We start from the raw sequence: 24,667 nt of genomic DNA, 5'->3' as shown, positions 1-24,667 counted from the left end.
ATAATAAAAATCCTGCAAAGATTTGGAAAAATATTGTTAGCTATCTTGTTTTGCAAAATAGTCTTTGCTATACTATTTTGTAAAGCAAGATACTTACGCTTGTCTATCTTGTAAAACAAGATAGTGGGAGGATTTGAATTATGTCGACAAGTCAAATGCTGAAAGGGATTTTAGAAGGATGCTTACTTGCTATTATTTCTGAAGGTGAAATATATGGTTATGAAATGAGTGAGAAGCTAGCAAAGTATGGCTTTACAATGGCAAGTGAAGGAAGTATTTATCCGTTATTAATACGAATGCAAAAGGAAGGACTCATAACAAGTGTAATGAAGGAATCCCCATCTGGTCCAAAACGGAAGTATTACACGTTAACAGAAAATGGCGAAGATGCACTAGATGAATTTATGGATCGCTGGGAAGCGATGCAAAGTAGTGTGGAACGTCTACTTGAAGGGAAGGGGAGAAGAAAATAATGCTATCAAATGAAGCACGAAAGTTTTTATTAGATATGAGATTGGTTTTGACTGCAAAGAGTGTGAAAGAAAGTGATATTGAAAGCTTTATCGAAGACGCAGAACTTCATTTAATAGAAGGTGAGAGTGATGGGAAAAGCGTAGAAGAAATTTTCGGAAGCTCACCGAAAGAATACGCAAATGAACTTGTCAAAGTGATGGAAAGAGATAGACAGGAAACGTGGAAGCAAATTGGTTTTACAGTAATGAATATCGTATCGTTTTGGATTATTGCTTCTATCCTAATAGTGAATAACGGATTATTACAGATGTCACTGATTCAGTGCGTGGGGTATAGTTTGTCATTGATTTTAGTTGTTATAGGTCCTAATTTTCTACTTCGCAAAATGACTTTCGTAACAAGTTTTACAAAAACGTGGTTTTCTATGTGGTTTTTAGTTATGATCGCGCCAATGTTTTTAATGGGGGTTGTTACGGTATTAGATGTGGTCTATCCAACAAAACTGTTTATATTCACTCAAATGCAAAGTTATATATTAGCTGGTGGGATTTTTATTATTACAGTAGCGATAAATATATATTTTGATGGATGGTTTAAAAACTTATATTTAATCATTCCACTTTCGATTATGTTACTGTTTAAAACATTTACATCAGAAGACCTTGTTCCAATGTTATTTCAAATTATATGTTTATACGGAAGTTTGTTTATTTTAATTTTCCTTGAAATTATGATGAAGACGAATAGAAGAGAGACGGTTTAATAAGGGAGGGATTATCATGAAGATTTCTAAAGAAGGAGAAAAGTTTTTAATTGATACGAAAGTATATTTAATAACGAAAGGAATTAAAGAAGAAGATGTTGACGCTTTTTTAGAAGATGCAGAACTTCATTTAATTGAAGGTGAGAAAGAAGGGAAAACGGTAAGTGATATATTTGGTGATTCGCCAAAAGAGTATGCAGAAGAATTAGCGAAAGAGATGGAAAAGGATAAAGGCGGGAGTATAAAGACTATTTTAGGAATGATAATTGGAATAGGGGGATATTGGTTACTTACAAATATTTTATTTGAAAGCCCAAATCATGAATTTACATTAACGAATGTACAATTAATTGGATACCCAATTGTTTTAATGATTACGATTGTAGGAATTATATTTGCTTTTAAAATGTCATCATTTAAGAGTAAAATAAAAGAATTTAGCATTATTTATGTAGCAGCATTGCTACCGATTTTATTACTAATATTATTGATGTTTATGAATAAATGGTATGGGACACCTGTATTACAATTAACGACTATACAAAGTTATATACTAGCTGGAGTTATCTTGTTAGTACTGTTAATTGGGGAAGCATACATACTTGGCTGGATTGGGATATTAACTGTTATTGTCCCGCTATTCATTATGTTTGTATTTAAAGAATTAGGGAAGAACAACCCATATTGGGGAATGCTAGAGCCGTTACTTCTGTACGGAAGTTTATATGTATTAATGAGATGGTCTTTGAAAATTGAGGAGAAAAAAACTGTAAGCTAGCTTTATATTAATAGCGAACGAACTGAATTTTTTATTGAGAGGAGAACAAATATGCAAAGTATATTTCTAGGTATATTGTCTATTACATTTTTAGGTTTAACGATTTTTGGGCTATATACTACCTTTTCGAAAAAGTTACACGATGACTATTTCGATACTTTATTAGATGACACATCAGGTTATGTGTTGTTCTTCGGTTTAATAGGAAAGTGGCTGCTCTGGATATGCAAAAAAATATTTCCAAAGAAATATTATATAGAGATTTTTAGAGTAATTGTATTTATGTTTAGTTGTATAGTTGCATCCGTTGCAGCCGGAATTTGGTTTGTTGATTGGAATATATTGTTTTAAACAGTAACAAGAGCGTTACTGTTTTTTTCTTTGCAATAAAGCACTTTGTAAAGAGAGTGCTTTTTGTTCGTTCGTTAATAGGGATTGAATATGGACATTTTCAGGACGAGGTACGATAGGGTACATAAGATTTGTTGGAGAAGGATGGTGCTCCGAGCCAGTTGGGGAATGAGGATCAGCGTGAGTAAGTTTTCCGTGAACACGTCTTGTAAATAAAATATGACCGATTTCGTGAGCGAGCGTATATATATTTTTCATGGGGGCAGCTGAATTTGTTAAAACGATATAACCAGTAAGTTGCTGTTGTTTCGCTAAAGAGTAAGCACAGGCAATGACTGCTGTTTCTTTGAAATAATCACTGCCAATATAACAAATATAAAGGTCGCATTCAGGAGCTTCATTCACACATGTTTGGAAAAAGGATGCTAATTTTTCCTGACTTTGAATAGAATTTTTATAACTAATTTCGCGGTCAGAAAAACGAAAAAGTTCATTTAAAATAATTACTTCTTTAATTTGAAATGTAATCGGGTGCCAAATTGACTCTGCAACTGCTAAATCTTTTGCGATACGATCATTAGAAATATCGGCGCCTGGCGTAATGCAAATACATATATTGACGTATGGATCCATAAGGAACACCTCAACTGAAAAATTCTTCCTATAATATATGTTGGGAAAAGACTCTATGTATGGATAACCGCCTTGTTTATTACAAGTCGAAAAAATTTCATAGTTCTATAACGTAGTGTGATCATCTTTTTGATATAGTAAAGAAAAGGGGGAGAATATATGTATACATTAAAAATCGTTTCAGACAGAGAAGCTCTTTATCAATTTGCAAGTTATGTAAGAGTTGTGCAAGGGGTAGAAGATGTATATGTAGAGGTGGGAGAACCTTTATATGAACATCCATTAATGAAATTTTATGTACATATTAAGCTGGAAGAAACATATGAGCAACAGAAAGCGTTACAAGAAATAGCAAGATTAGTAGAATTAGGACGTTTTACATATGTCCATTATCGTAATGATGAAATTGAAGAAGCTTTTGAAGCTGTAAAATATGAAAGTTTTAAGAAATAAAGGTGAAAAAAAGGAGGCGAAAGCTTCCTTTTTTTTCTTTAAAATTACATCAACAAAAGGAGAAAAATTTTGTTATGATAAGGAAGGGTGAGGAAAGGAGAGTTTACATATTGGGGTATATTGAAGAGTTACGTAAAGTCGTTGGTACAAGGCCGCTTATTCTAGTAGGGTCAGCAATTATTATCTTAAATGATAATCAAGAAGTATTGCTTCAATATCGTTCAGATACATATGATTGGGGTGTACCTGGCGGGGCGATGGAGCTAGGAGAAACGACAGAAGAAACTGCTCGCAGAGAACTGTTTGAAGAGACGGGACTAAATGCGAAAATTATGCAATTTATCGGGGTTCTTTCGGGAAAAGAAGTGTACTTCCAATATCCAAATGGAGATGAAATTTTTAATGTCATACATCTGTATCAGGGGCATCATGTGAGTGGAGAATTAAGGCTTGACCATGAAGGGTTACAGCTTCAATATTTTCCGGTAGATAAGTTACCGAATTTGAATAAAACAACAGAGAAGATTTTACAAAAATTTCTATATGCATTAACAGAATAGAAGGTTAATTCCTTCTATTTTTATTATATTAAATATTTTGATTTTTTAGTATGTTTATAGTATGATAGGTGTAGACATACATCTTATGGAATTTCACCTAAAAACTGACTAGGGTACATAAGAGAGGGGCAAGTGCAAAATGCATAATGTTGTTATTACAGCTGCAGTTCGTTCGCCAATTGGAACTTTTGGGGGAGCGCTAAAAAATGTAACGCCAGTAGAATTAGCTGTTCCTGTACTTCAGGAAGCTGTAAAACGAGGCGGGGTAGAACCACACGAAGTTGATGAAGTGATTTTAGGTCATTGTATTCAAAGAACTGATGAAGCAAATACGGCGAGAACGGCTGCATTAGCGGCAGGATTTCCTGACACAGTTACGGGCTATACAATCCAACGCCAATGTTCTTCAGGTATGCAAGCAATTATGTCCGCTGCAATGCAAATTCAATTAGGTGTAAGTGAAGTTGTCGTTGCAGGTGGAGTAGAAGCAATGAGTTCAAGCCCTTATGCATTGAAACAACACCGCTGGGGACAACGTCTACAACACGGAGAAATTCGTGATACGGTGTGGGAAGTGTTAGAAGATCCGATTCATCATATTATGATGGGGGAAACAGCGGAAAATTTAGTTGAACAATATGAAATTACAAGAGAGGAACAAGATGAAGTTGCGCTTCGCAGTCATACATTGGCGCTAAAGGCAATTGAGTCTGGATACTTTGACGATCAAATTGTTCCTATTACGATAAAAGAACGTAGAAAAGAAGTAGTATTTTCAAAAGATGAACATCCACGTGCTGATATTACAGCAGAAAAATTAGCTGGATTAAAACCAGCTTTCCGTAAAGACGGTTCAGTAACTGCAGGGAATGCATCTGGCCTGAATGACGGAAGCGCGGTTTTAGTATTAATGAGCGAAGAAAAAGCGAAAGAAAAAGGCTTACAACCGTTAGCTAGAATTGTTGGGTATTCAGTAGCTGGAGTAGATCCGAAAATTATGGGTATTGGACCAGCACCAGCAATTCGTAAAGGATTAGAAAAAGTAGATTGGTCATTAGAAGATGCAGATTTACTGGAAATTAATGAAGCTTTCGCTGCGCAATACTTAGCTGTAGAGAAAGAATTAGGTTTAGATCGTGAAAAAGTGAATGTAAACGGTAGTGGTGTAGGACTTGGACATCCAATCGGTTGTACAGGAGCTCGTATTACTGTAAGCTTAATTCATGAATTAAAGAGACGCGGATTAGAAAAAGGAATTGCCTCTCTATGCGTCGGCGGCGGTATTGGAGTAGCATTATTTATAGAAGCACTATAAAAAAGAAGCAGCTATTGCTGCTTCTTTTTTTACGACTCAAATAGATGATGGAATAATCGATCGCGATTTTCAAAGAAAAGTTTCGTCGTTTGGTAATGCTCGGTGTCTTCTAAGGCGGATTCGTGAATTCCTTCTTGTGTTAAAGAGTATATAGTGGATTCAGGATAAGCCATTAAAATAGGAGAATGCGTCGCAATAACAAATTGTGAACCTTGTTCCGCTAGTTCGTGCATTCGAATGAGCATAGAAAGTTGTCTCATTGGTGATAGGGCGGCCTCGGGCTCATCTAAAATGTATAAACCTTGTCCTGAAAAACGATTCATAAATAAGGAGAAGAATGATTCACCATGGGATTGTTCATGAAGTGAAACACCGCCATAAGATTTTATAGCATCTATTTCATCAATATAAGAAGCAACGTTATAAAATGATTCAGCACGAAGAAAGAAACCGTCGTTTGGTGTATTGAAACTTTTGGAAATTCGAAGGTATTCATGTAAAGACGAATGTGAATCGTTTGTACTAAATCGGAAGTTTTTCGTTCCACCTTCGGCATTAAATCCTAAAGCAATTGCAATCGCTTCGAGTAATGTTGACTTACCCGTTCCGTTTTCTCCAATAATGAATGTTACATTTGGATGGAAAGCTAGTGATTGTAATGTCCGGATAGCGGGTAGACAGTAAGGATATACGGAAAAACTAGGGATATTTTCTTTTTTTAATGTGACATTTTTTAAAAAGGGTACGTCAATCAATATATAAACCTCAATTCATAACAGATTTTGATTCTAAAAAGGAAGCCAATACAAGTGTAAGACAGCTTGTGGTGAAAATTGTATACTGAAGTGCGCCAAAACCGAGACCTTCCCAACCGAAAGTCATCCTCTTCCATATAAAAATGAAAAGAACGCTCATAAAGTCAACGAAAGCGGGTGTGTATTTTATAATTTTTAAATGATTCCATAGAAAAAATCCAATGTATGTACTTAAAAACAAGGTAAAGAGAACAAGAAAAAAGACAAGTGTTAATGACACATGAACCCCTCCTTATTTTCTGAATATTTCATGTGGATTATATCATTTAAACTATCATATTCCAATGTGAAAATAAATATTGCATGGAGATTATTCATGTCGTTATGATAGTATGTAATCTATTGTAATTCTGAAAAGGAGCTAAAAAATGCCGTTTACATTTGCACATCCAGCAGCAGTTCTTCCTTTTGCGAAAAAGCATTCTAAACATATTTCAGTAACGGCTCTTATATTAGGGAGTATGGCGCCTGATTTTGAATATTTTTTACACTTTAGACCGTATGGTATTATTGGCCATACATGGCTTGGGTTCTTATATTTAAATTTACCACTTGTATTTCTGCTCGCATATATGTATCATTACATTTTAAAAAAGCCGTTTATAACGCATTTACCTAAGCCATTTGCTGGCTACTATATTTATGTAGTAGAGGAGAGGTGGGGGCTTCATACATGGAAAGATTTCTTTGTATTTTGCTATTCCGCTTTATTTGGTATGCTCACGCATGTCGTTTGGGATGCGTTTACTCATCATACAGGCTACTTCGTTATGAAAATACCATTTTTACAAAGAGAATTACATGGTATTCCAGTGTATAAATATATGCAACACGGGAGTACATGTGTCGGTTTATTATTGCTATTGTACGTACTATGGAAGTATAAAGATGAAACAGGAAAAGATATGATGATAGCTTCAGAAAAAAGAAAGTATTGGATTTCGGCAATCATTGTGGCAGTTCTTATATTTGTCGTTCACGCTTTCGTAGATCCCTATTTTCATATTTTCCAAATAGGGGGTATAATAGTATCTGGACTGACAAGTTCGTTTTGTGGACTTCTCATTGTTTCTATAGTTTACAAAGCAAAGGACTAATTAATATTAATGAATGATAGTGTTAGGAGAAATTATATGATGAAAGCATGGAAAAGTATTTTTGTTTTATGTAGTTTTCTTCTTATGTTAAGTGGTTGCTTCCATCAAGAAGAAAAGAAAGCTGAACCGAAGAAGAAAGAATCTATTCCTGAAACAAAAGAATATGGTGGGCGTGAGCTGAAAAAAGTAGGACAAAAAGTGAAAGAAACAGGATGGGGTACTTTTAAATTAGAACAAATTCATTCTGTGAATCAAACATTTGAAGTAGCACCAATGAAAATTCACGTACAAGATGTGAAAGTAATCTCTTTATCGCAGATGAGTAAAGATGCAAAAAATACATTAAAAGTATATACGGCATTAACTCCTGAAGAAGTAAAGCGTAGATTAGGAGATAAAGTCAGTCAAGAAGATGCGGAGTTATATGCATCGCTAAGTGGTACAGAGATTAGTGATACGATTCGTTACGTTGAAATTACATATAAGGTGGAAAATAGCGGGAATAAAAATATACAATTTTTCTCTATGAATGATGTTGCGATTAATGATAAACAACATTTTAAAGTAGCAACGCAAAACTTTTTATATGATGAAGATACGCTCGTTGGTACAAAAAATGTATCAAGGGAAGACTATAAGCCTGGTGAAACAAGAGATGGTATTATCGGCCTAATACTTGATGATGGAAAAGAAAAGGTAAAGGATATTAAATTTACAACAGATAATGTAATTGCAGCAGATACAGAAACGCAAGATGTTGTAAAAGAGCCACAAACTTTTAACATCTCACTTTCTGAGTAAGTTGTTTTTAAATATATGCAAGAAAAAACAGTCAGCGCTCAAACTATTATGCTGACTGTTTTTTCTGTTCTTTTATGTATGAATCTACACTTTGAAAAGGCACCTTAATTTTAAACGCATCTTTTTGCTCATTAAATTGCTTTTCATTATAGGGGCCAAAACGTTTATTATGCTTTACGTCAATAATCCAATAATGCTCGCTTTTTTTATTTGCAATTGCTGCGTCAGGATTATTCGGATCTGACTTTTCCTCAGTTTGTTTTGCAATAATGTATTTATCATCCCAGGCTATGTCTGTAATTTTTGCAGGAATGTATTGTGTGGCGTATACAGCATCTTGCGTGGGGAAAAGTTCAAATGCATTTCCAGAAGTACGTATGAGTTCGTATTCATCGTTAATCGTATATGTTATATGATTTGTATTTCCAGCACAACCGGCTAATAGGAATGCGACGAATAGGATTATCCATTTTTTCAATATGGGAACCTCCTTTACAATGCTGTTGTAACACATTGTACAAGAAAAGTAGGAGAAACGCTAGTTTACAATGTTTTTTAGAAGTGGTACGATGAGACGGGTAAAGAAGGATATGAAGGAGTCGACATAAAAATGAAGTTAAAGATGCATCGTCCAGCGCTTGTAATGAATCGCATAGGTGCTTCCCTAATTGACATGTTTTTAATCTCGGTTATGTATGGTGCAGTAGTAGCTGTTATGACTGGAAATTATAGTGCTATTTTTAATCGCTTTAATATTAGTTTTGGCGATTATAGATATGATCTTGCAGTAGTTTTTATATTAATGGCGATATATTTTATTTTGCTACCCTTTATTTGGAACGGTGTAACACTTGGTAAAAAGGTAACGAGAATAAAATTAATTTCATTGAAGAGTGAAAAGTTAACATTACAAACATTAACGATTCGATTTTTTGTATTGTTATTACCGAACATATTACTACTTGGAATTCCGATATTATGTAACGTATATATGATGTTATTCCGCAAAGATAATTGTGGTTTTCAGGATTTAATTACAAAAACGAAAGTGATAAGTCTTGTATAACAAAAAGAGACCTTTTTATATAAAAAGGTCTCTTTTTGTTATACAAATATATTTTAATGGATATATAATAGGGAAAAGTTAATCTATATCATTTTCGAATTTAATAGATTGAAAATTAAGAAAATGTTATAATGATTAAAATAATATGTTTATATAATAAGGGGGAAATTGAAATGACTGGAGGTAGCGTAATCTTTTGGGGGATTTTAATTTTCATCGGTTTAGTTTTCGATCAGCGTAATAGTAAGAAAAAAGAAGGAGTAAAAAAGTAACCGCTTACAAATGAATAAGCAACTTTTCTTGCTTGCAGACTAATCTCATAAAGGAGTATACTGAATGACGGTAAGACTTATAGAAGGGGTAATGAAAATGAAGCTTGCAGGAAAAGTTGCTATCGTAACTGGCGGTGGCATCGGTATTGGACGTAATACAGCTCTTTTGTTGGCTAAACAAGGCGCAAAAGTAATTGTGACGGACATCGATCAAGAAAGTGGACAAGCAACAGTGGAGGAAATTACGAATCTAGGCGGAGAAGCACTTTTTGTATCCTATGATATGGAAAAACAAGGAGATTGGCAACGCGTAATCAGCATTACTTTGAATGCATTCAGTCGCATTGATATGCTTTTTCAAAATGCTGGTTTATATAAAATAGATTCTATATTTTCACGCCAACAAGAGAACGATTCCAATGTACTTTGTATTAATGACGTATGGATAGAGATAAAACAATTAACGTCATCTTTTATGAAACAGCAAGAAGAAGTGGTGCTAAGTGACTTACCGATTTTCGGTATTATTAGCACGAAAGGACAATCATTTCATACAGTAGAAGCCCTCGTATAATAGTGAAAACCGCCCTCAATATATGTGGACGGTTTTTTTGTATGAAAATTATTTTTTAACGAATGCGTTGTTCGGTTTGACTATCAAAGAAATGCGCTTTATTCATATCAAATGCTAGTTTAATTTGGTCACCAGGTGAAAATGTATGTCTTGCATCAACACGTGCTGCAAAATCTTGATTTCCAAGTTTCATATATAAAATAGATTCAGCACCTAATAACTCAGCAACTTCAATTTTTGTTGTGAAGGCAGTAGATTGTGAAGCTTCTAAAAATAATAGTTCATCATGAATGTCCTCAGGACGAATACCTAAAACAATGTCTTTATTTACATAGCCTTGTTCACGTAATATCTTCATTTTTCCTTCAGTTACTTTAATTTTTGCAGCATTGTCTATAACGAAATCGGTTTCAGTTAATTTACCACGGAAGAAATTCATCGCTGGAGAGCCGATAAATCCACCAACAAAAATGTTTTCAGGTGTTTCATATACTTCTTTTGGAGTACCGATTTGTTGAATTTTTCCGTCTTTCATAACAACAAGACGAGAAGCCATTGTCATCGCTTCAGTTTGATCATGCGTTACATAAATTGTTGTTGTTCCAAGGCGGTGGTGTAACTTAGAAATTTCTGAGCGCATTGCAACACGTAATTTAGCGTCTAAGTTAGATAATGGCTCATCCATTAAGAACACTTTCGCGTCTCGAACGATTGCTCTCCCTAACGCAACACGTTGACGTTGTCCACCAGATAATGCTTTCGGTTTTCTATCTAAATATTGTTCCAGTCCTAAAATTTTTGCTGCATCTTTCACACGACGATCAATTTCATCTTTTGGTATTTTTCTAAGTTTTAATCCAAATGCCATATTATCATATACACTCATATGTGGATATAGAGCATAGTTTTGGAAGACCATTGCGATATCGCGATCTTTTGGAGGGACATCATTCATTAGCTTACCATCAATTGAAAACTCTCCTTTTGAAATGTCTTCAAGTCCAGCCACCATTCGCAATGTTGTAGATTTTCCGCATCCAGAAGGACCGACAAATACGATAAATTCTTTATCTTGAATGTGTAAATTGAAGTCTGTTACAGCTGTTACGTTATTATCATATATTTTATAAATGTTTTCTAATTTCAGTTCTGCCATGGTATTTCCCCCTAGAAATAATTATGCAAACGTTTTCTTTGAGTTCATTATAAACGAATAGATTCAAAAAATAAACAAAAAAATAAAACGTTTTCATAAATTGGAAGAATATTAGTAAATTTCGTATGTTTTCTTAGAAAAATAAGAATAAAAGTTGTAAGCGCTATTTTAAATTAAGATAGAATCTGTTATCATTCATTAATGAAAACGTTTGCGCCTTAAAAAAGAGAAAATCGAATTATGAATGAAATGGGGTAGCATAATGGAAAAACAGTGGTGGAAAGAAAGTGTAGTATATCAAATTTATCCTCGTAGCTTTATGGATAGCAACGGTGATGGTATCGGGGATCTTCGCGGTATTATTTCAAAGTTAGATTACTTAAAAGAATTAGGGATTGATGTAATTTGGTTATCACCAGTCTATGAATCTCCAAATGATGATAATGGTTATGATATAAGTGATTATTGTAAAATTATGAATGAGTTCGGAACAATGGAAGATTGGGATGAGCTATTACATGAAATGCATGAACGTAATATGAAACTTATGATGGACTTAGTTGTGAATCATACTTCTGATGAACATAATTGGTTTATTGAATCACGTAAATCAAAAGATAATAAATATAGAGATTACTATATATGGCGCCCTGGAAAAGAAGGAAAAGAGCCGAATAACTGGGGAGCAGCGTTTAGTGGATCAGCATGGCAGTATGATGAAATGACAGATGAATATTATTTACATCTGTTTTCTAAAAAACAGCCAGATTTAAATTGGGATAATGAAAAGGTAAGGCAAGATGTTTATGAAATGATGAAGTTTTGGTTAGAAAAAGGAATTGATGGCTTCCGTATGGATGTTATTAATTTTATTTCTAAAGAAGAGGGATTACCAGCTGTTGAAACAGAAGAAGAGGGGTATGTTTCAGGTCATAAGCATTTTATGAACGGTCCAAACATTCATAAATATTTACATGAAATGAATGAAGAAGTATTGTCTCATTATGATATTATGACGGTTGGTGAAATGCCTGGTGTAACGACAGAAGAAGCGAAATTGTATACCGGGGAAGAACGAAAAGAACTGCAGATGGTATTCCAATTTGAACATATGGATTTAGACTCAGGAGAAGGCGGAAAATGGGATGTAAAACTATGTTCACTCCTTACTTTAAAAGAGAATTTAACGAAGTGGCAAAAAGCATTAGAACATACAGGCTGGAATAGCCTGTATTGGAATAACCATGATCAGCCTCGCGTTGTATCTCGTTTTGGTAATGATGGAATGTATCGCATTGAATCTGCGAAAATGTTAGCGACGGTGCTTCATATGATGAAAGGAACACCGTATATTTATCAAGGAGAAGAAATTGGAATGACAAACGTCCGATTTGAGTCGATTGATGAATATCGAGATATTGAAACGTTAAATATGTATAAAGAAAAAGTGATAGACCGTGGTGAAGATATAGAAAAAATAATGGAATCTATTTATATAAAGGGTCGTGATAATGCTAGAACTCCGATGCAGTGGGATGATAAAGATCACGCTGGATTTACAACAGGTGAACCTTGGATTACAGTAAACCCTAACTACAAAGAAATTAATGTGAAACAAGCGATCCAAAATAAAGATTCAATTTTTTATTATTATAAAAAATTAATTGAGTTACGTAAAAATAATGAAATAGTTGTGTATGGATCATATGATTTAATATTGGAGAATAATCCATCTATTTTTGCATATGTAAGAACGTATGGGGAAGAAAAACTTCTTGTTATTGCAAACTTTACTGCAGAAGAATGTGTATTTGAATTGCCTGAGGACATTACTTATAGTGAAGCAGAGTTATTTATACACAATTACGACGTAGAGAATGGACCGATAGAAAACATACCATTACGTCCGTATGAAGCAATGGTGTTCAAATTGAAATAAGAAAAATCCTTATACCACTTTGGTATAAGGATTTTTTTGATTACCATTTTAATATGGAGAATCCATATGGAGGAAGTGTAACTTGTAATACACTTGCTTCCGCTGAAAATTCTTCGTTTGTATAAATATTAATGATTTTCTTTCCAGTAACATGGAGAGGCAGTGAAGCTGTAATATCACTATTAGTCGGATTTAAAACGAAAAAGATAGTTTCATCTTTATATGTTTTTGTATAAGAAATATAATTATGTTCATCATTTGCTTCAATGAATTGGAAAGTACCATGTCCTCCAAATGCTTTATATTGCTTTCGTAACGAAATTAATGTTTGTACATGTGTAAATAATAGATGATCTTGTTCTTTCGTATCCCAAACCATACATTTGCGGCAATCTGGGTCCATACCGCCGTCCATACCAATTTCGTCTCCATAATAAATACAAGGAGAGCCGATGAAAGAAAGGTGGAATACATAAAGTAACTTTAACTTATTTTTATCTCCGTTACATGTTGTCAATATTCTTGGTGTATCATGGCTGTCTAATAAATGAAATGCTGCTTCATTTACATTCATAGAGTAGGAATGTAGAGATTCTATAATTTGTTTCATGAATTCATTTGCCTTAATGGAATCGTTAGCAAAGTAAGACAGTAGAGCGTTTGTAACCGGATAGCTCATTACAGCATCAAATTGATCTCCTTGTAGCCAAGGAAGTGCATCGTGCCAAATTTCTCCTAAAATATATACTTCAGAATTTAATGCTTTTATCTCCCTTCGGAATTCTCTCCAAAAGTTATGGTCGACTTCATTTGCTACATCAAGGCGCCACCCGTCTATATTGAATTCTTTTACCCAATAACGCCCTACTTCAAGTAAGTATTCTTTTACATCCGGGTGTGCAGTGTTTAATTTCGGCATATACGGTGTAAACGCGAAAGTATCATAATTCGGAAGTGGCTCAGTTTTAATTGGGAACTCATGAATATGAAACCATTCTTTATATGCTGACTGTTCACCATTTTCTAGTACGTCTTGAAATTTATCGAAAAAGTATCCACTGTGATTGAATACGGCATCGAGCATTACTTTTATACCATGTGTATGACATGCTTGAACGAGTTCTTTGAATGTTTCTTTTGTGCCAAATTGCGGATCGATTTCCATGTAGTCAATTGTGTCATATTTATGATTTGAATGTGCTTTGAAAATAGGTGTGAAATATATTCCCGAAATTCCAAGCTTAACAAGGTAATCGAGGTTTTGAATAATACCAGCAAAATCTCCGCCGAAAAAATTAGTTGGAGTTGGTTCAGCGCTTCCCCAAGGAAGGGTGTTTTCTGGATTCAGCGTACGATCTCCATTAGCGAACCGTTCTGGGAAAATTTGATACCAAACAGTATCTTTAATCCAGGAAGGTGCTTTGAATACATCATTTGCATGAATAAATGGAAAACAGAAAAAGTTACCAACATCATCATTTGGAATGTTGGAAAAAAATCCACGTTCTGCATAAATAAGTGTTTCTGTCTCCGCTTTTAATTCAAATCCGTAACGTAAGCGCTTAAATTTTGGTTCGATGGAAATGGACCAATAATCAAATAATGCAGTAGAACCAGTTTTTTTCATCGGTGCACTTGAAGAAATCCACTTCCCGTCTGTCCATTCATAAGGATCACCATAAATAAGAGTGGTACTTTGAACATCGTCTCTTTTCGTACGTATTCGGATGTGAATCGTTTTTTCATCGTAAGCGTATGCGTAATTATCTTTTGGCCTATGATAGATGGCGTCTTTAAGCATATAAAAAATCCCCCTTTACTATCTCTATGCATATTGTTCCCTTAAGTATAATAATAAAGCATATGTTGCAAACGATTGCTTTTTGCATAGCTTTAATATTGCTTATAAGAGTAGTATTCATTTCGTATAAAGTCAATCTATAAAGAGTGTAGCAATAATATTTTAAAATTAATATTTGCAAAATGAATAAAAGAATGTATAATGATAGACAAATAGCGCAAACGTTTTCATAGATTGAGATATTGTTTGCGCTTCTATTAAACTATTCAATGCAAACGTTTTCAATTAGTAAGGTACATATACAATTCAGGGAGGTTTTTGGGATGAAGAAAGCATTATCATTATTAACGGTTTCAGCATTATCAATTGGTATGTTATCTGCATGTGGACCGAAAGATTCAGGGGAAAAAGAAGAAAGTAAAGCAAAGAAAGATTACGATCTACTCGTTTGGGAAGATGATAAAAAAGGTGTTGGTTTGGAACCAGCAGTGAAAAGCTTTGAGGAAAAATATAAAGTAAAAGTAAAAGTTGTTGAAATGCAAATGACAGATCAAGTGAAGAAGTTACGCCTTGATGGACCAGCGGGGACGGGACCAGATGTTGTAACATTGCCACATGATCAAATCGGAAATGCAGTAACAGAAGGTTTACTTTCTGAAGTGAAAGCTGATGATTCTATAAAGAGTAAATTTACTGATTCATCAATAGAAGCACAGACATATAACGGAAAATTATATGGTTTACCAAAAGCAATTGAGACACCAGTCTTTATTTACAATAAAAAACTAATGCCAAAAGCACCAGAAACGATGGACGAGCTGTTTAACTTCTCAAAAGAATTTACGAAAGATGGCAAGTACGGATTTTTAGCATTAGGAGATAACTTCTACTTTGCTAATGCATTCATGGCAGGTATGGGTGGTTATGTGTTTGGTGAAAAAGATGGAAAGCCAAATGCAAGTGATGTTGGATTAAATAATAGCGGAGCAGTACAAGGTGCTGAGTATCTTCAAAAATGGTACAAAGAAAAGTTATTCCCGAAAGGTATTATCGGTGAATCTGGTGGACCTGCTGCTGATGGGCTATTTAATGAAGGAAAAGCAGCATCTATCATGAACGGACCTTGGGCGTTCCAAGCAATGGAAAAGAACGGAATTGATTATGGCGTTGCTCCAATGCCGAAATTACCAAATGGTCAACCAATGAAAACGTTTGTTGGGGTTAAAGGATGGCATGTAACAAGTTTCTCTAAACAAAATGATTTAGCTACAAAGTTCACTGAATGGGTAACGAATGAAGAAAACGCAAAAATTCGATTTGAGAAGACGAAAGAAATTCCTCCAGTAAAAGCAGTAATGGAAGATCCAATTATTAAAGATAACGAAGCTGCAAAAGCAGTTGCAACACAATCTGAAAATGGAATTCCAATGCCAAACATTCCAGAAATGCAAGAAGTGTGGAAACCAGCTGGAGATGCGCTTCAATTAGTTGTTACGGATAAAGAGGCACCAAAGGCAGCACTTGATAATGCAGTGAAGCAAATTAAAGGTAATATTGAGGCAAATCATAGTAAGAAAAAATAAGGTGAAATTCGTGTCTCTAATATGAGGGGCACGAATTCTCTCCCAAGAAAAAAGGGGGAAGGAACATGCAAACATCTATGGAACCAGCAAACGGCTTAAAAGGTTCAAAACATAGGAAAATGGCAACCATGTTATCAATCATTCCAGGCGTGGGCCAAATGTATAATAAACAATTTGTAAAAGGTCTTATTTTTCTAGTATTAACAGGTTCATTTATTGTAGCCTTTGCGGATTTATTAAATATGGGATTATGGGGAATTGTAACGCTTGGTACAGAAGTTCCACGTGACCATTCTGTCTTTCTATTAGTAGAAGGAATCTTGGCACTCATTGTCATCGTGTTTGGACTCGGAATATATGCATTTAATTTATATGATGCATACCAAAATGGAAAGAAACGGGATATAGGAACACCGTTAAACTCTGTAAAAGAGCAATACCGTAATTTACTAGACCAAGGTTTTCCGTATTTAATGGTTTCACCAGGGTTTTTATTACTTATCTTTGTCGTTGTATTTCCAATCATTTTCGTAATTTTAATTGGATTTACGAACTATGATTTATATCATTCTCCTCCAGCTAAATTAGTAGATTGGGTAGGGTTTAAAAACTTTATTGATATCTTTACATTACCGATGTGGAGAGAAACTTTTTTAAGTGTATTTTCTTGGACTGTCATTTGGACATTCGTTGCAACGACATTACAAGTTGCGCTTGGTATTTTCTTAGCGATTATCGTAAATCAGCCTGGTATTAAAGGGAAGGCGATTATTCGAACAATCTTCATTTTACCGTGGGCGGTCCCAGCATTCGTATCTATTCTTGTTTTCTCTGGTATGTTTAATGAAACATTTGGAGCAATTAACAATCAAGTATTAGCTTTATTCGGAATTGAAAAGATTGCTTGGATGACAGATCCATTTTGGGCGAAGATTGCTTTAATTATGATTCAAACGTGGCTTGGATTCCCGTTCGTCTTTGCAATGACAACAGGTATACTGCAATCGATTCCAGGAGAATTATACGAAGCGGCTACAGTAGATGGAGCTACAGCTTGGCAACAGTTTCGTAAAATTACATTGCCACTTGTTCTATATGCAACAGCACCAATATTAATTACGCAATATACGTTTAACTTTAATAACTTTAGTATCATCTATCTATTTAACGGCGGAGGTCCTGCTGTAGCTGGACAAGACGCAGGTGGAACAGATATTTTAATTTCATGGATTTATAAGTTAACGATGACTTCCGCGCAGTACGGAAAAGCAGCAGCTCTTACAATGATCTTATCGTTAATCGTTATTACAGTTGCGTTATGGCAATTTAAGAGAACAAAATCATTCCAAGAAGAGGATATGATGTAAATGAATATTAAAAGACAAAAGATGTTACGTCTCTCATTAAGTTATCTCGTTATTTTCGTAATGTGTGCCATCATTTTCTATCCATTATTATGGATTATTGGCTCATCGTTTAATCCGGGTGATAGTTTATCTGGATCAAGTATTATTCCGCAAAATGCAACGCTAGATCATTATCGTAAGTTATTAGATTTAGAGAATAGTAATTATTTACTATGGTATAAAAACACATTAAAAGTAAGTGTTTTAACGATGATTTTTTCAGTGTTAGCAATTAGTTTTACTGCTTATGCATTTTCGAGATACCGTTTTGTTGGAAGAAAAAATGGTTTGTTAACATTTTTAATTTTGCAAATGATTCCAAACTTTGCAGCGTTAATCGCTTTATACGTATTAGCACAGTTAACAGGATTAATTGATACGCACCTTGCGTTAATTTTAATTTATGTAGGCGGGGCAATTCCAATGAATACATGGCTTATGAAAGGGTATTTTGATACGATCCCGAAAGAATTGGATGAGTCAGCTCGTATGGATGGAGCAGGACATTTCCGTATTTTTTGGCAAATCATTATGCCACTTGCAAAGCCAATCGTAGCGGTTGTAGCGTTATTTACTTTCATCGGCCCATTTACAGATTTTATTTTAGCGAGTATTATTTTGCGCACACCAGAAAATTATACGTTAGCAGTTGGATTATATGAAATGGTGGCGAAGAAATTTGGGAATGAATTTACAACGTTCGCAGCGGGTTCCGTATTGATTGCAATCCCAATTTCAATTTTATTCCTATCACTACAAAAATACTTTATCTCTGGTTTAACTGCTGGAGGTACGAAAGGATGAAAAATGGGACATTATGTCCCATTTTTCTTTTCATCTTCCTATAAAACATTTTATAGGGAGATGAAAAGAGATTTGACATCCCATATGAAAAGAAGTGAAATAAATAGTATATTATAGTATAGGAAAAAAGAGCTCTATCCCTTACAATACATGAAGAGGGAGAATATGATAGGTTTTACAAGATAGAATCAATGAAAGTTTATGACTTCCCCTATTACTTGCAACGGGTGCAAGATGAAAATATATAAAATGGCAGAGAAGTGAAAGGAGGGGGATTTTTATGACAGTTACAATTAAAGATGTGGCGAAGAAAGCGAATGTAGCACCATCTACCGTTTCTCGTGTAATTGCTGATAATCCAAGTATAAGTGAAAAAACAAAGCGTCGTGTTCGGAAAGTAATGAGTGAACTAGGGTATCATCCTAATTTAAACGCAAGAAACCTAGCTAACCAAACAACAAAAACACTTGGCCTTGTTATGCCAAGTTCTGCAAGTAAAGCTTTTCAAAATCCGTTTTTCCCAGAAGTTATAAGAGGGATTAGTTCGTTTGCACATGTGGAAGGGTATGCACTTTATATGTCGACAGGTGAAACGGAAGATGAAATTTTTAATGGTGTTGTAAAGATGGTGCAGGGGCGCCAAATTGGTGGTATTATTCTTTTATATTCAAGAGAGAATGATCGGATTATTCAATATTTACATAAACAAAATTTCCCGTTCGTATTAATCGGGAAACCATATGATCGTAAAGAAGAAATTACATATGTAGATAATGACAATTATACAGCTGCAAGAGAAGTAGCAGAATATTTGATTTCATTAGGTCATAAACAAATCGCGTTCATCGGCGGTGGATCAGATTTACTTGTAACGAGAGATCGTTTGGCTGGTATGAGTGATGCTTTAAAATTAGCAGATATTGTATTACCGAAAGAGTATATTTTACATTTTGATTTCTCAAGAGAGAGTGGTCAACAAGCTGTGGAGGAATTAATGGCGCTAAAGCAACCACCGACAGCAATTATGGCAACGGATGACTTGATTGGACTTGGTGTGCTAAGTGCACTTTCTAAAAAAGGATTCGTTGTACCGAAGGATGTTTCAATTGTAAGCTTTAATAATGCTTTATTATCAGAAATTGCGAGTCCGCCACTTTCGACAGTTGATGTGAATATATACCAGCTAGGATATGAGGCAGCAAAAGCTTTAGTTGATAAAGTTGAGAATGCGGAGTCTACTGCAAAGTGTATCATTATTCCGCATAAATTATTGAAGCGTCAAACTTGCGATCATTATGCAAAAAAAAGCTAAGAGTTTAACTCTTAGCTTTTTTTTGTAGAAAGGCTTCTAAACGGTCACAGCCTTCTTTTAAAGTTTCAATACTATACGCATAGGACAAGCGAAGGTAGCCTTCCCCATATTCAGAGAATGCTGTTCCGGGAACGACGGCAATTCCAGCTTCTTTCACAAGATCAAGTGCAAAATCAAATGATGAAGATGTTAAATGACCAACATATGGGAATAAGTAAAATGCACCTGTTGGTTTTTCAACTGTTAAGCCCATTTGAGTGAGTCTATTATATACGTAATCACGGCGTTTTTTGTATTGATGACGCATCATTTTTGGTGCATCTTTAGCAGCTGTTAATGCTTCAATTGCAGCATATTGAGCGATTGAAGTAGCGCACGTTACGTTGTATTGATGAACTTTTAATATATGCCCAGCTAAATAGTTTGGTGCGAATAATAGACCGATACGCCAGCCAGTCATAGAATGTGATTTTGATAAACCGTTAATGACGATAGTCTTTTCGCGCATTTCTGGGAAATGAGCGATCGATGTATGTGTTTGTTCATATACAAGTTCGCTATAAATTTCATCAGAAAGGACGAAAATATTTTTATCTTTTAAAACATTTACAATATCCTGTAGTTCTTCTTTTGATAAAGTTACACCAGTTGGATTAGAAGGATACGGCAGTACGACGCATCTTGTTTTTTCTGTAATGGCATTTTTTAGTGCATCGGCTGTTAAACGGAAGCCAGTTTCACGAACATCTATAAATACAGGGGTTGCACCGCATAATCGAATAATCGGCTCGTACCCTGGATAAATAGGGGCAGGTAAGATGACTTCTGTTCCTGGCTCTAAAATCGTTCGAAATGCAACATCAATTGCTTCACTAGCACCGATTGTAACGATGGTTTCGTTTTCAGGTAAATAATGTAAATCGTAGTTATCTTTTACAAAGTTACAAGCTGCCTTGCGTAATTCTAGTAAACCAGCGTTATGTGTATAGCTTGTATAATTTTCTGTAATAGCCCGTTTTGCCGCTTCTTTTACGAGAGAAGGTGTAGGAAAATCAGGTTGTCCAATTGTTAAAGAGATAAGATTATCATAGTTTTGAATCATGTTAGAGAATTGACGGATTCCAGAAATTTGGATGTCCTTTACTCTAGGGTTAATGAATTGTTCCATTGTATCTCCCTTTCTTCCGTTTGAAAATTAAGTTCATTTTAACATATTTTCTATCATTTCGCTTGCGTATATGGTATGTAGAAAGAGAGGGATAATAGAAAAAAAGCCGCTGTAAGCGACTTTTTAATATCCGTATTCCCAATCTATTTCATCTTCATTCCAAAGTACAGAGGATACTTTGCCAAGGTGAACAACTGATTCATTCACAGCGCATGTGCAATTTTCTTCTCCTGTTTTATGCTGTAACTCTTCATACACTGATTTTTCAACGTTTTCTAGAACGACCAAATTTTCTTCTTTTAAAACAAGCGTAGTACCCGCCATATTTATCTTCCTCCTACTAAAATAATGATCACTTATTTGTAAACATAGATAGTATGGATTATATGCTGTATTTTGCTATAGTTGTCCGTCTTATGAAGTATTTTTTATTTTCTTTGTAATCCGTATTCATTGTATACTGCCGGGCAGAAATTTGGTACAGGGTTTACATTCATTTCGAAAATCTGTAACAATTATTATGTGTTGTTAACAAAGAATTAACAAATATGTTAAGAAAAATCAAAATTTTAAAACAAACAAACCTGTAAAATGATATAATCATATCAAAATACATATAGGGGATGAGAGGCTATGGAGCTTATCCGTGATTTAATGATCCAAATTGCCATCATTATTTTGCCACTATTTTTATACGAAGCGATTCGTTTAAATCGTTATCAAGAAATGCCTCCGAAGCCGAACCGCTACTTTATTATGTTTTTATCTAGCATTACACTCGTTCTCTCTATGACATACTCTATTTGTTTTGGGGACGTTTGCGGGTATAACTTTCACCCAATCCCAATTGTTAGTGGTTTTTTATATGGTGGGATTGTTGGTTTAATCCCGGCCGTTATTTTTGTTGTCTATGAATGGGTGCTAAAGGGCATAAACCTTCTTCCAGTCATAGAAGTAATATTTCTATTGATAGTTCCATTATTTTTATCAAAGAAATGGTCTCTATTTTCAAGGGATAAGAAGCTAATTTTAGCATTTATGATTTCATCATTGTACGTACTTGTTTCTTTAGTGATTGGTATGATTAACGTTCTGTTAGAAACGGGATTTACACCATATGTTTCGCACTTATATAGCGGATATATATTTGCTTCGCTTATTATGGTTATGACAATGGTATTTCAGGTGTACTTAACAGAATATTTAAATGAAAATGCAATACTACGTACAGAGATGCAAAAGTCAGAGAAACTTAATATTGTAAGTGAGTTAGCAGCAAGTGTTGCACATGAGGTTCGAAATCCACTCACTGTTGTTCGTGGTTTTATTCAATTGCTAGAAAGTACGGAAGATGTGAAGAATAAGGATTATATGCGTCTCGTATTAGCTGAATTGGACCGGGCAGAACAAATTATTTCAGATTATTTAAATTTAGCAAGACCACAAATTGAGAAAAAAGAACATATTTGCTTATCCGCTCAATTAATAGAAATGACAACTCTTATGTCATCATTTGCAGCGATGCAAGGTGTATATTTGCAAGTTGAGATTTCTGAAAGTCTTTATACGATCGGTGATAAAACGAAATTGAAGCAAGCTATTATGAATGTTGTTAAAAATGGTATTGAAGCAATTCAAGGAAATAAAGGATATTTAAAAGTAACGGCTATGCAAAAAGATGAAACGATTGTAATAAGAGTTAAAGACAGTGGTGTTGGGATGACGAAAGAACAATTAGCAAGGCTCGGACAACCGTATTATTCTTTAAAAGAAAAAGGGACAGGATTAGGACTAATGGTAACATTTAGTATTTTACAAGCGCATAATGGTACGCTGGAATATAAAAGCGAAAGTGGGAAAGGGACTGAAGCAATTATTATATTGCCAGCTGTAAGAAATAAGGAATAAAAGTTACCGATAGAAGGTAACTTTTTATTTTATATTAGAAAAAATATATTATGCTATTCAGTTGTTTTTTCTTGTTTTGTTCGGCTAAATAAACTTCTAAATGATTGGAAAAAGCTTTGTTCTTTTGAGGCGGCGACTAATCTTTTTGTTTCTTGAATTTCGCGAATTACTTGCATAAATTGTGCATCACGGTTGCTATCTTTATTATAAATTTGATTTACGAGTTTATTCATTTTTTCTTCTTGTTTAGATTCTCGTTTATACATATGATTCATTAATAAGTCCATCTTTTCTTTTTGCAGAGCATCTGTTTGAGCGGCATGATCCACTAACTCTTGTAGCATTTTTTCTTGAGATCCTTCTTTTACATAAACTTGTTGCATCAACTCATCTAGCTTTTCATCTTTTAAACGATTTTGGGTAATAAGGGTAGAATTTTGATGAATAATGGCTTCATTTAGTTGAGCGAGCATTTCAAGTTTTAACATGAACTCCTCGAAGTTACGCCCATCTTCTTTTTCTTTCGGTTGTATTTCTTGCGTATCTTGTATAACTGGTACAGGTGGGGCCTCTTTTTCTTTTAAAATAATTGGTATCGTTTCTGAAATATCTTCCTGCAATGTAGCAGCTCTTTCATGTATAGATTTCAATAGTTTTAAATCATCAAGTTTATAAATACGAGCATCAGCTGTTTTGGAAATTATATAACCATGTTCCTCTAACAGTTGACTATATTTGCGGACTATATGTTTTGGGATGCCTGTTTTATTCGTCACATCTTTCGTTTTATAGGTAGCTTCCATGATATTTCCTCCCCAAAAAGTATCGTATATATCATTTCAATCTTTTATGAGGACTTCCTTTGAAAAAGAATGTCGGAAGGCTATTAGTTTTCTACAGCATTAGTGAAAAGATGAAGAAAAATGAGAGTTTTTGGCGGAATGGCGAAGAAGAGCTAAAATAATGTCTGAAAACATATACAGGATAAGTTTGTTATAATAAAGTGAAACTTTAATCAGTGGGGGTTTTGTTCATCCACCACTGATTATCAGCCCTCACCAATCGGGCTTTTACGGACAGTTAATCCCCCACCTAACTTCTTTGCTTTCGCTGAATTTTGAGGTGGGGGTCTTACTGCTCGTTAATGCGTGATAACTGAGGAAAAGAAACAGGTAGAATCACGGAGGTATACATGAAACAATTAAAAGGTATTATCATTTCAATTATTGCAATTCTTTCTATTGTAGTAGCGGTGTATGAAGTGCTTGTTCCAGAGGAAACAAGTATTAAAAAAACAAATGCGTATGATCAAGTTCTAGAATTTCCGAAAGATCGATATCCAGAGACAGGGAAACATATTACGGATGCTATAAAAGAAGGACATTCAGAAGTTTGTACAATCGACCGTGGTGGTGCTGCGGATAGAAGAAAATTATCGTTAGCTCCATACCCATCAAAAAAAGGGTATGATCGTGATGAATGGCCAATGGCGATGTGTAAAGAAGGCGGAAAAGGAGCGCATATTGAATATATAAGTCCAGCCGATAACCGCGGAGCAGGCTCTTGGGTAGGAAATAAGTTAGATAAATACCCAGATGGTACGCGTGTGAAATTTGACGTAAAGTAGTAGTTGCATAT

28 protein-coding genes are annotated in these 24,667 nt (G+C 34.7%); 19 read left to right on the top strand and 9 right to left on the bottom strand.

The genetic code is table 11. The annotated features are described in order from the left end of the window. Positions 1-140: 140 nt before the first annotated feature. The 4 genes from MR083_RS06645 to MR083_RS06630 are packed head-to-tail and all read left to right on the top strand — an operon-like array spanning position 141 to position 2,366. A complete protein-coding gene (locus tag MR083_RS06645; RefSeq protein ID WP_000107991.1) occupies positions 141-473 on the top strand; it encodes a PadR family transcriptional regulator in 333 nt (110 codons plus the stop codon). Continuing rightward, complete coding sequence (locus MR083_RS06640) at positions 473-1,237, top strand: DUF1129 domain-containing protein (RefSeq protein WP_000950453.1); 765 nt, start codon at positions 473-475, stop codon at positions 1,235-1,237. Before MR083_RS06645 ends, MR083_RS06640 begins: the two co-directional genes overlap by 1 nt. A gap of 16 nt (positions 1,238-1,253) precedes the next feature. Continuing rightward, on the top strand, positions 1,254-2,015 hold the full coding sequence (locus MR083_RS06635) for a DUF1129 domain-containing protein (RefSeq protein WP_000703257.1): 762 nt from the start codon (positions 1,254-1,256) through the stop codon (positions 2,013-2,015). A 51-nt stretch (positions 2,016-2,066) separates the two neighbouring features. Then, complete coding sequence (locus tag MR083_RS06630) at positions 2,067-2,366, top strand: hypothetical protein (RefSeq protein WP_001190633.1); 300 nt, start codon at positions 2,067-2,069, stop codon at positions 2,364-2,366. Between the two features lie 15 nt (positions 2,367-2,381). Here MR083_RS06630 and MR083_RS06625 read toward each other — a convergent pair whose 3' ends face one another. Further along, positions 2,382-2,999: an ImmA/IrrE family metallo-endopeptidase gene (locus MR083_RS06625; protein ID WP_000371624.1), complete on the bottom strand. Its 618-nt coding sequence runs from the start codon at positions 2,997-2,999 to the stop codon at positions 2,382-2,384. Positions 3,000-3,158: 159 nt separating this feature from the next. Between MR083_RS06625 and MR083_RS06620 the strand changes: the two genes are divergently transcribed. The 3 genes from MR083_RS06620 (at position 3,159) to MR083_RS06610 (ending at position 5,327) form a co-directional block, all read left to right on the top strand. Then, positions 3,159-3,452, top strand: coding sequence for a DUF3928 family protein (locus tag MR083_RS06620; protein WP_000288328.1), 294 nt, complete (start codon positions 3,159-3,161; stop codon positions 3,450-3,452). 110 nt (positions 3,453-3,562) lie between these two features. Continuing rightward, on the top strand, positions 3,563-4,012 hold the full coding sequence (locus MR083_RS06615; RefSeq protein WP_000540524.1) for an NUDIX hydrolase: 450 nt from the start codon (positions 3,563-3,565) through the stop codon (positions 4,010-4,012). A 139-nt stretch (positions 4,013-4,151) separates the two neighbouring features. Beyond that, positions 4,152-5,327, top strand: a complete 1,176-nt coding sequence (locus MR083_RS06610; protein WP_000552083.1) for an acetyl-CoA C-acetyltransferase — start codon at positions 4,152-4,154, stop codon at positions 5,325-5,327. Between the two features lie 29 nt (positions 5,328-5,356). On the opposite strand, the gene MR083_RS06605 is transcribed toward MR083_RS06610, so the two are convergent. Both MR083_RS06605 and MR083_RS27995 read right to left on the bottom strand, forming a co-directional pair. Then, positions 5,357-6,082, bottom strand: a complete 726-nt coding sequence (locus MR083_RS06605) for an AAA family ATPase (RefSeq protein ID WP_000567988.1) — start codon at positions 6,080-6,082, stop codon at positions 5,357-5,359. 10 nt (positions 6,083-6,092) lie between these two features. After that, complete coding sequence (locus MR083_RS27995) at positions 6,093-6,362, bottom strand: hypothetical protein (RefSeq protein WP_000059967.1); 270 nt, start codon at positions 6,360-6,362, stop codon at positions 6,093-6,095. 148 nt (positions 6,363-6,510) lie between these two features. Here MR083_RS27995 and MR083_RS06595 point away from each other — a divergent pair, with 148 nt between their 5' ends. Then, positions 6,511-7,239 carry a DUF4184 family protein gene (locus MR083_RS06595; RefSeq protein WP_242268758.1) on the top strand — a complete coding sequence of 243 codons (729 nt, stop codon included), beginning with the start codon at positions 6,511-6,513 and terminating at the stop codon, positions 7,237-7,239. A gap of 36 nt (positions 7,240-7,275) precedes the next feature. Next, positions 7,276-8,040 (top strand): hypothetical protein, encoded by a 765-nt coding sequence (locus MR083_RS06590; protein WP_000973891.1) that lies wholly within the window; start codon positions 7,276-7,278, stop codon positions 8,038-8,040. A gap of 46 nt (positions 8,041-8,086) precedes the next feature. Here MR083_RS06590 and MR083_RS06585 read toward each other — a convergent pair whose 3' ends face one another. Beyond that, the gene (locus tag MR083_RS06585; RefSeq protein WP_000758784.1) at positions 8,087-8,518 is read right to left on the bottom strand and encodes a DUF3997 domain-containing protein; all 432 of its coding nucleotides are present in this window, start codon (positions 8,516-8,518) and stop codon (positions 8,087-8,089) included. A 132-nt stretch (positions 8,519-8,650) separates the two neighbouring features. Here MR083_RS06585 and MR083_RS06580 point away from each other — a divergent pair, with 132 nt between their 5' ends. The 3 genes from MR083_RS06580 to MR083_RS06570 all read left to right on the top strand — a co-directional run bounded on the left by MR083_RS06580 (position 8,651) and on the right by MR083_RS06570 (position 9,952). Beyond that, positions 8,651-9,106, top strand: a complete 456-nt coding sequence (locus tag MR083_RS06580; RefSeq protein ID WP_000769088.1) for an RDD family protein — start codon at positions 8,651-8,653, stop codon at positions 9,104-9,106. A gap of 173 nt (positions 9,107-9,279) precedes the next feature. Then, positions 9,280-9,378 carry a hypothetical protein gene (locus MR083_RS06575; RefSeq protein WP_000145657.1) on the top strand — a complete coding sequence of 33 codons (99 nt, stop codon included), beginning with the start codon at positions 9,280-9,282 and terminating at the stop codon, positions 9,376-9,378. 64 nt (positions 9,379-9,442) lie between these two features. Next, a complete protein-coding gene (locus MR083_RS06570) occupies positions 9,443-9,952 on the top strand; it encodes an SDR family NAD(P)-dependent oxidoreductase (RefSeq protein ID WP_000218418.1) in 510 nt (169 codons plus the stop codon). Positions 9,953-10,007: 55 nt separating this feature from the next. Here the strand turns inward: MR083_RS06570 and MR083_RS06565 are convergent, their stop codons facing one another. Next, a complete protein-coding gene (locus tag MR083_RS06565) occupies positions 10,008-11,108 on the bottom strand; it encodes an ABC transporter ATP-binding protein (RefSeq protein ID WP_000818924.1) in 1,101 nt (366 codons plus the stop codon). A 262-nt stretch (positions 11,109-11,370) separates the two neighbouring features. On the opposite strand from MR083_RS06565, the gene malL reads away from it, so the two are divergent. Then, entirely contained in the window at positions 11,371-13,047 is a 1,677-nt protein-coding gene (gene malL / locus MR083_RS06560) for an oligo-1,6-glucosidase (protein WP_242268756.1), read from the top strand. Positions 13,048-13,087: 40 nt separating this feature from the next. Here the strand turns inward: malL and MR083_RS06555 are convergent, their stop codons facing one another. Then, positions 13,088-14,848: an alpha-glycosidase gene (locus MR083_RS06555; RefSeq protein ID WP_242268754.1), complete on the bottom strand. Its 1,761-nt coding sequence runs from the start codon at positions 14,846-14,848 to the stop codon at positions 13,088-13,090. A 323-nt stretch (positions 14,849-15,171) separates the two neighbouring features. Here MR083_RS06555 and MR083_RS06550 point away from each other — a divergent pair, with 323 nt between their 5' ends. The 4 genes from MR083_RS06550 to malR all read left to right on the top strand — a co-directional run bounded on the left by MR083_RS06550 (position 15,172) and on the right by malR (position 19,953). Further along, a complete protein-coding gene (locus MR083_RS06550; RefSeq protein ID WP_242268752.1) occupies positions 15,172-16,431 on the top strand; it encodes an extracellular solute-binding protein in 1,260 nt (419 codons plus the stop codon). A 65-nt stretch (positions 16,432-16,496) separates the two neighbouring features. Beyond that, positions 16,497-17,798 carry a maltosaccharide ABC transporter permease MalC gene (gene malC / locus MR083_RS06545; protein ID WP_242268750.1) on the top strand — a complete coding sequence of 434 codons (1,302 nt, stop codon included), beginning with the start codon at positions 16,497-16,499 and terminating at the stop codon, positions 17,796-17,798. Next, positions 17,799-18,641 carry a maltosaccharide ABC transporter permease MalD gene (malD, locus tag MR083_RS06540; protein WP_001022608.1) on the top strand — a complete coding sequence of 281 codons (843 nt, stop codon included), beginning with the start codon at positions 17,799-17,801 and terminating at the stop codon, positions 18,639-18,641. 280 nt (positions 18,642-18,921) lie between these two features. Beyond that, the gene (malR, locus tag MR083_RS06535) at positions 18,922-19,953 is read left to right on the top strand and encodes a maltose operon transcriptional repressor MalR (RefSeq protein WP_000219039.1); all 1,032 of its coding nucleotides are present in this window, start codon (positions 18,922-18,924) and stop codon (positions 19,951-19,953) included. A gap of 4 nt (positions 19,954-19,957) precedes the next feature. On the opposite strand, the gene MR083_RS06530 is transcribed toward malR, so the two are convergent. Beyond that, a complete protein-coding gene (locus MR083_RS06530) occupies positions 19,958-21,121 on the bottom strand; it encodes an aminotransferase A (protein ID WP_242268748.1) in 1,164 nt (387 codons plus the stop codon). A 123-nt stretch (positions 21,122-21,244) separates the two neighbouring features. After that, on the bottom strand, positions 21,245-21,445 hold the full coding sequence (locus MR083_RS06525) for a hypothetical protein (protein ID WP_000929285.1): 201 nt from the start codon (positions 21,443-21,445) through the stop codon (positions 21,245-21,247). A 309-nt stretch (positions 21,446-21,754) separates the two neighbouring features. On the opposite strand from MR083_RS06525, the gene kinB reads away from it, so the two are divergent. Then, a complete protein-coding gene (gene kinB, locus MR083_RS06520; RefSeq protein ID WP_000420388.1) occupies positions 21,755-23,029 on the top strand; it encodes a sporulation sensor histidine kinase KinB in 1,275 nt (424 codons plus the stop codon). Between the two features lie 53 nt (positions 23,030-23,082). On the opposite strand, the gene MR083_RS06515 is transcribed toward kinB, so the two are convergent. Then, positions 23,083-23,832 (bottom strand): DUF3967 domain-containing protein, encoded by a 750-nt coding sequence (locus MR083_RS06515; protein ID WP_242268746.1) that lies wholly within the window; start codon positions 23,830-23,832, stop codon positions 23,083-23,085. A gap of 389 nt (positions 23,833-24,221) precedes the next feature. On the opposite strand from MR083_RS06515, the gene nucA reads away from it, so the two are divergent. Next, positions 24,222-24,656 carry a DNA-entry nuclease gene (gene nucA / locus MR083_RS06510; protein WP_000811499.1) on the top strand — a complete coding sequence of 145 codons (435 nt, stop codon included), beginning with the start codon at positions 24,222-24,224 and terminating at the stop codon, positions 24,654-24,656. The last annotated feature ends 11 nt before the right edge of the window (positions 24,657-24,667 follow it).

Origin of the sequence: Bacillus cereus group sp. BfR-BA-01408 (assembly GCF_022663305.1) — a bacterium.
Taxonomy (GTDB): Bacteria; Bacillota; Bacilli; order Bacillales; family Bacillaceae_G; genus Bacillus_A; species Bacillus_A pacificus.
The sequence above is the reverse complement of the archived record's forward strand: the minus strand, read 5'-3'. Positions and strand labels throughout refer to the sequence as shown.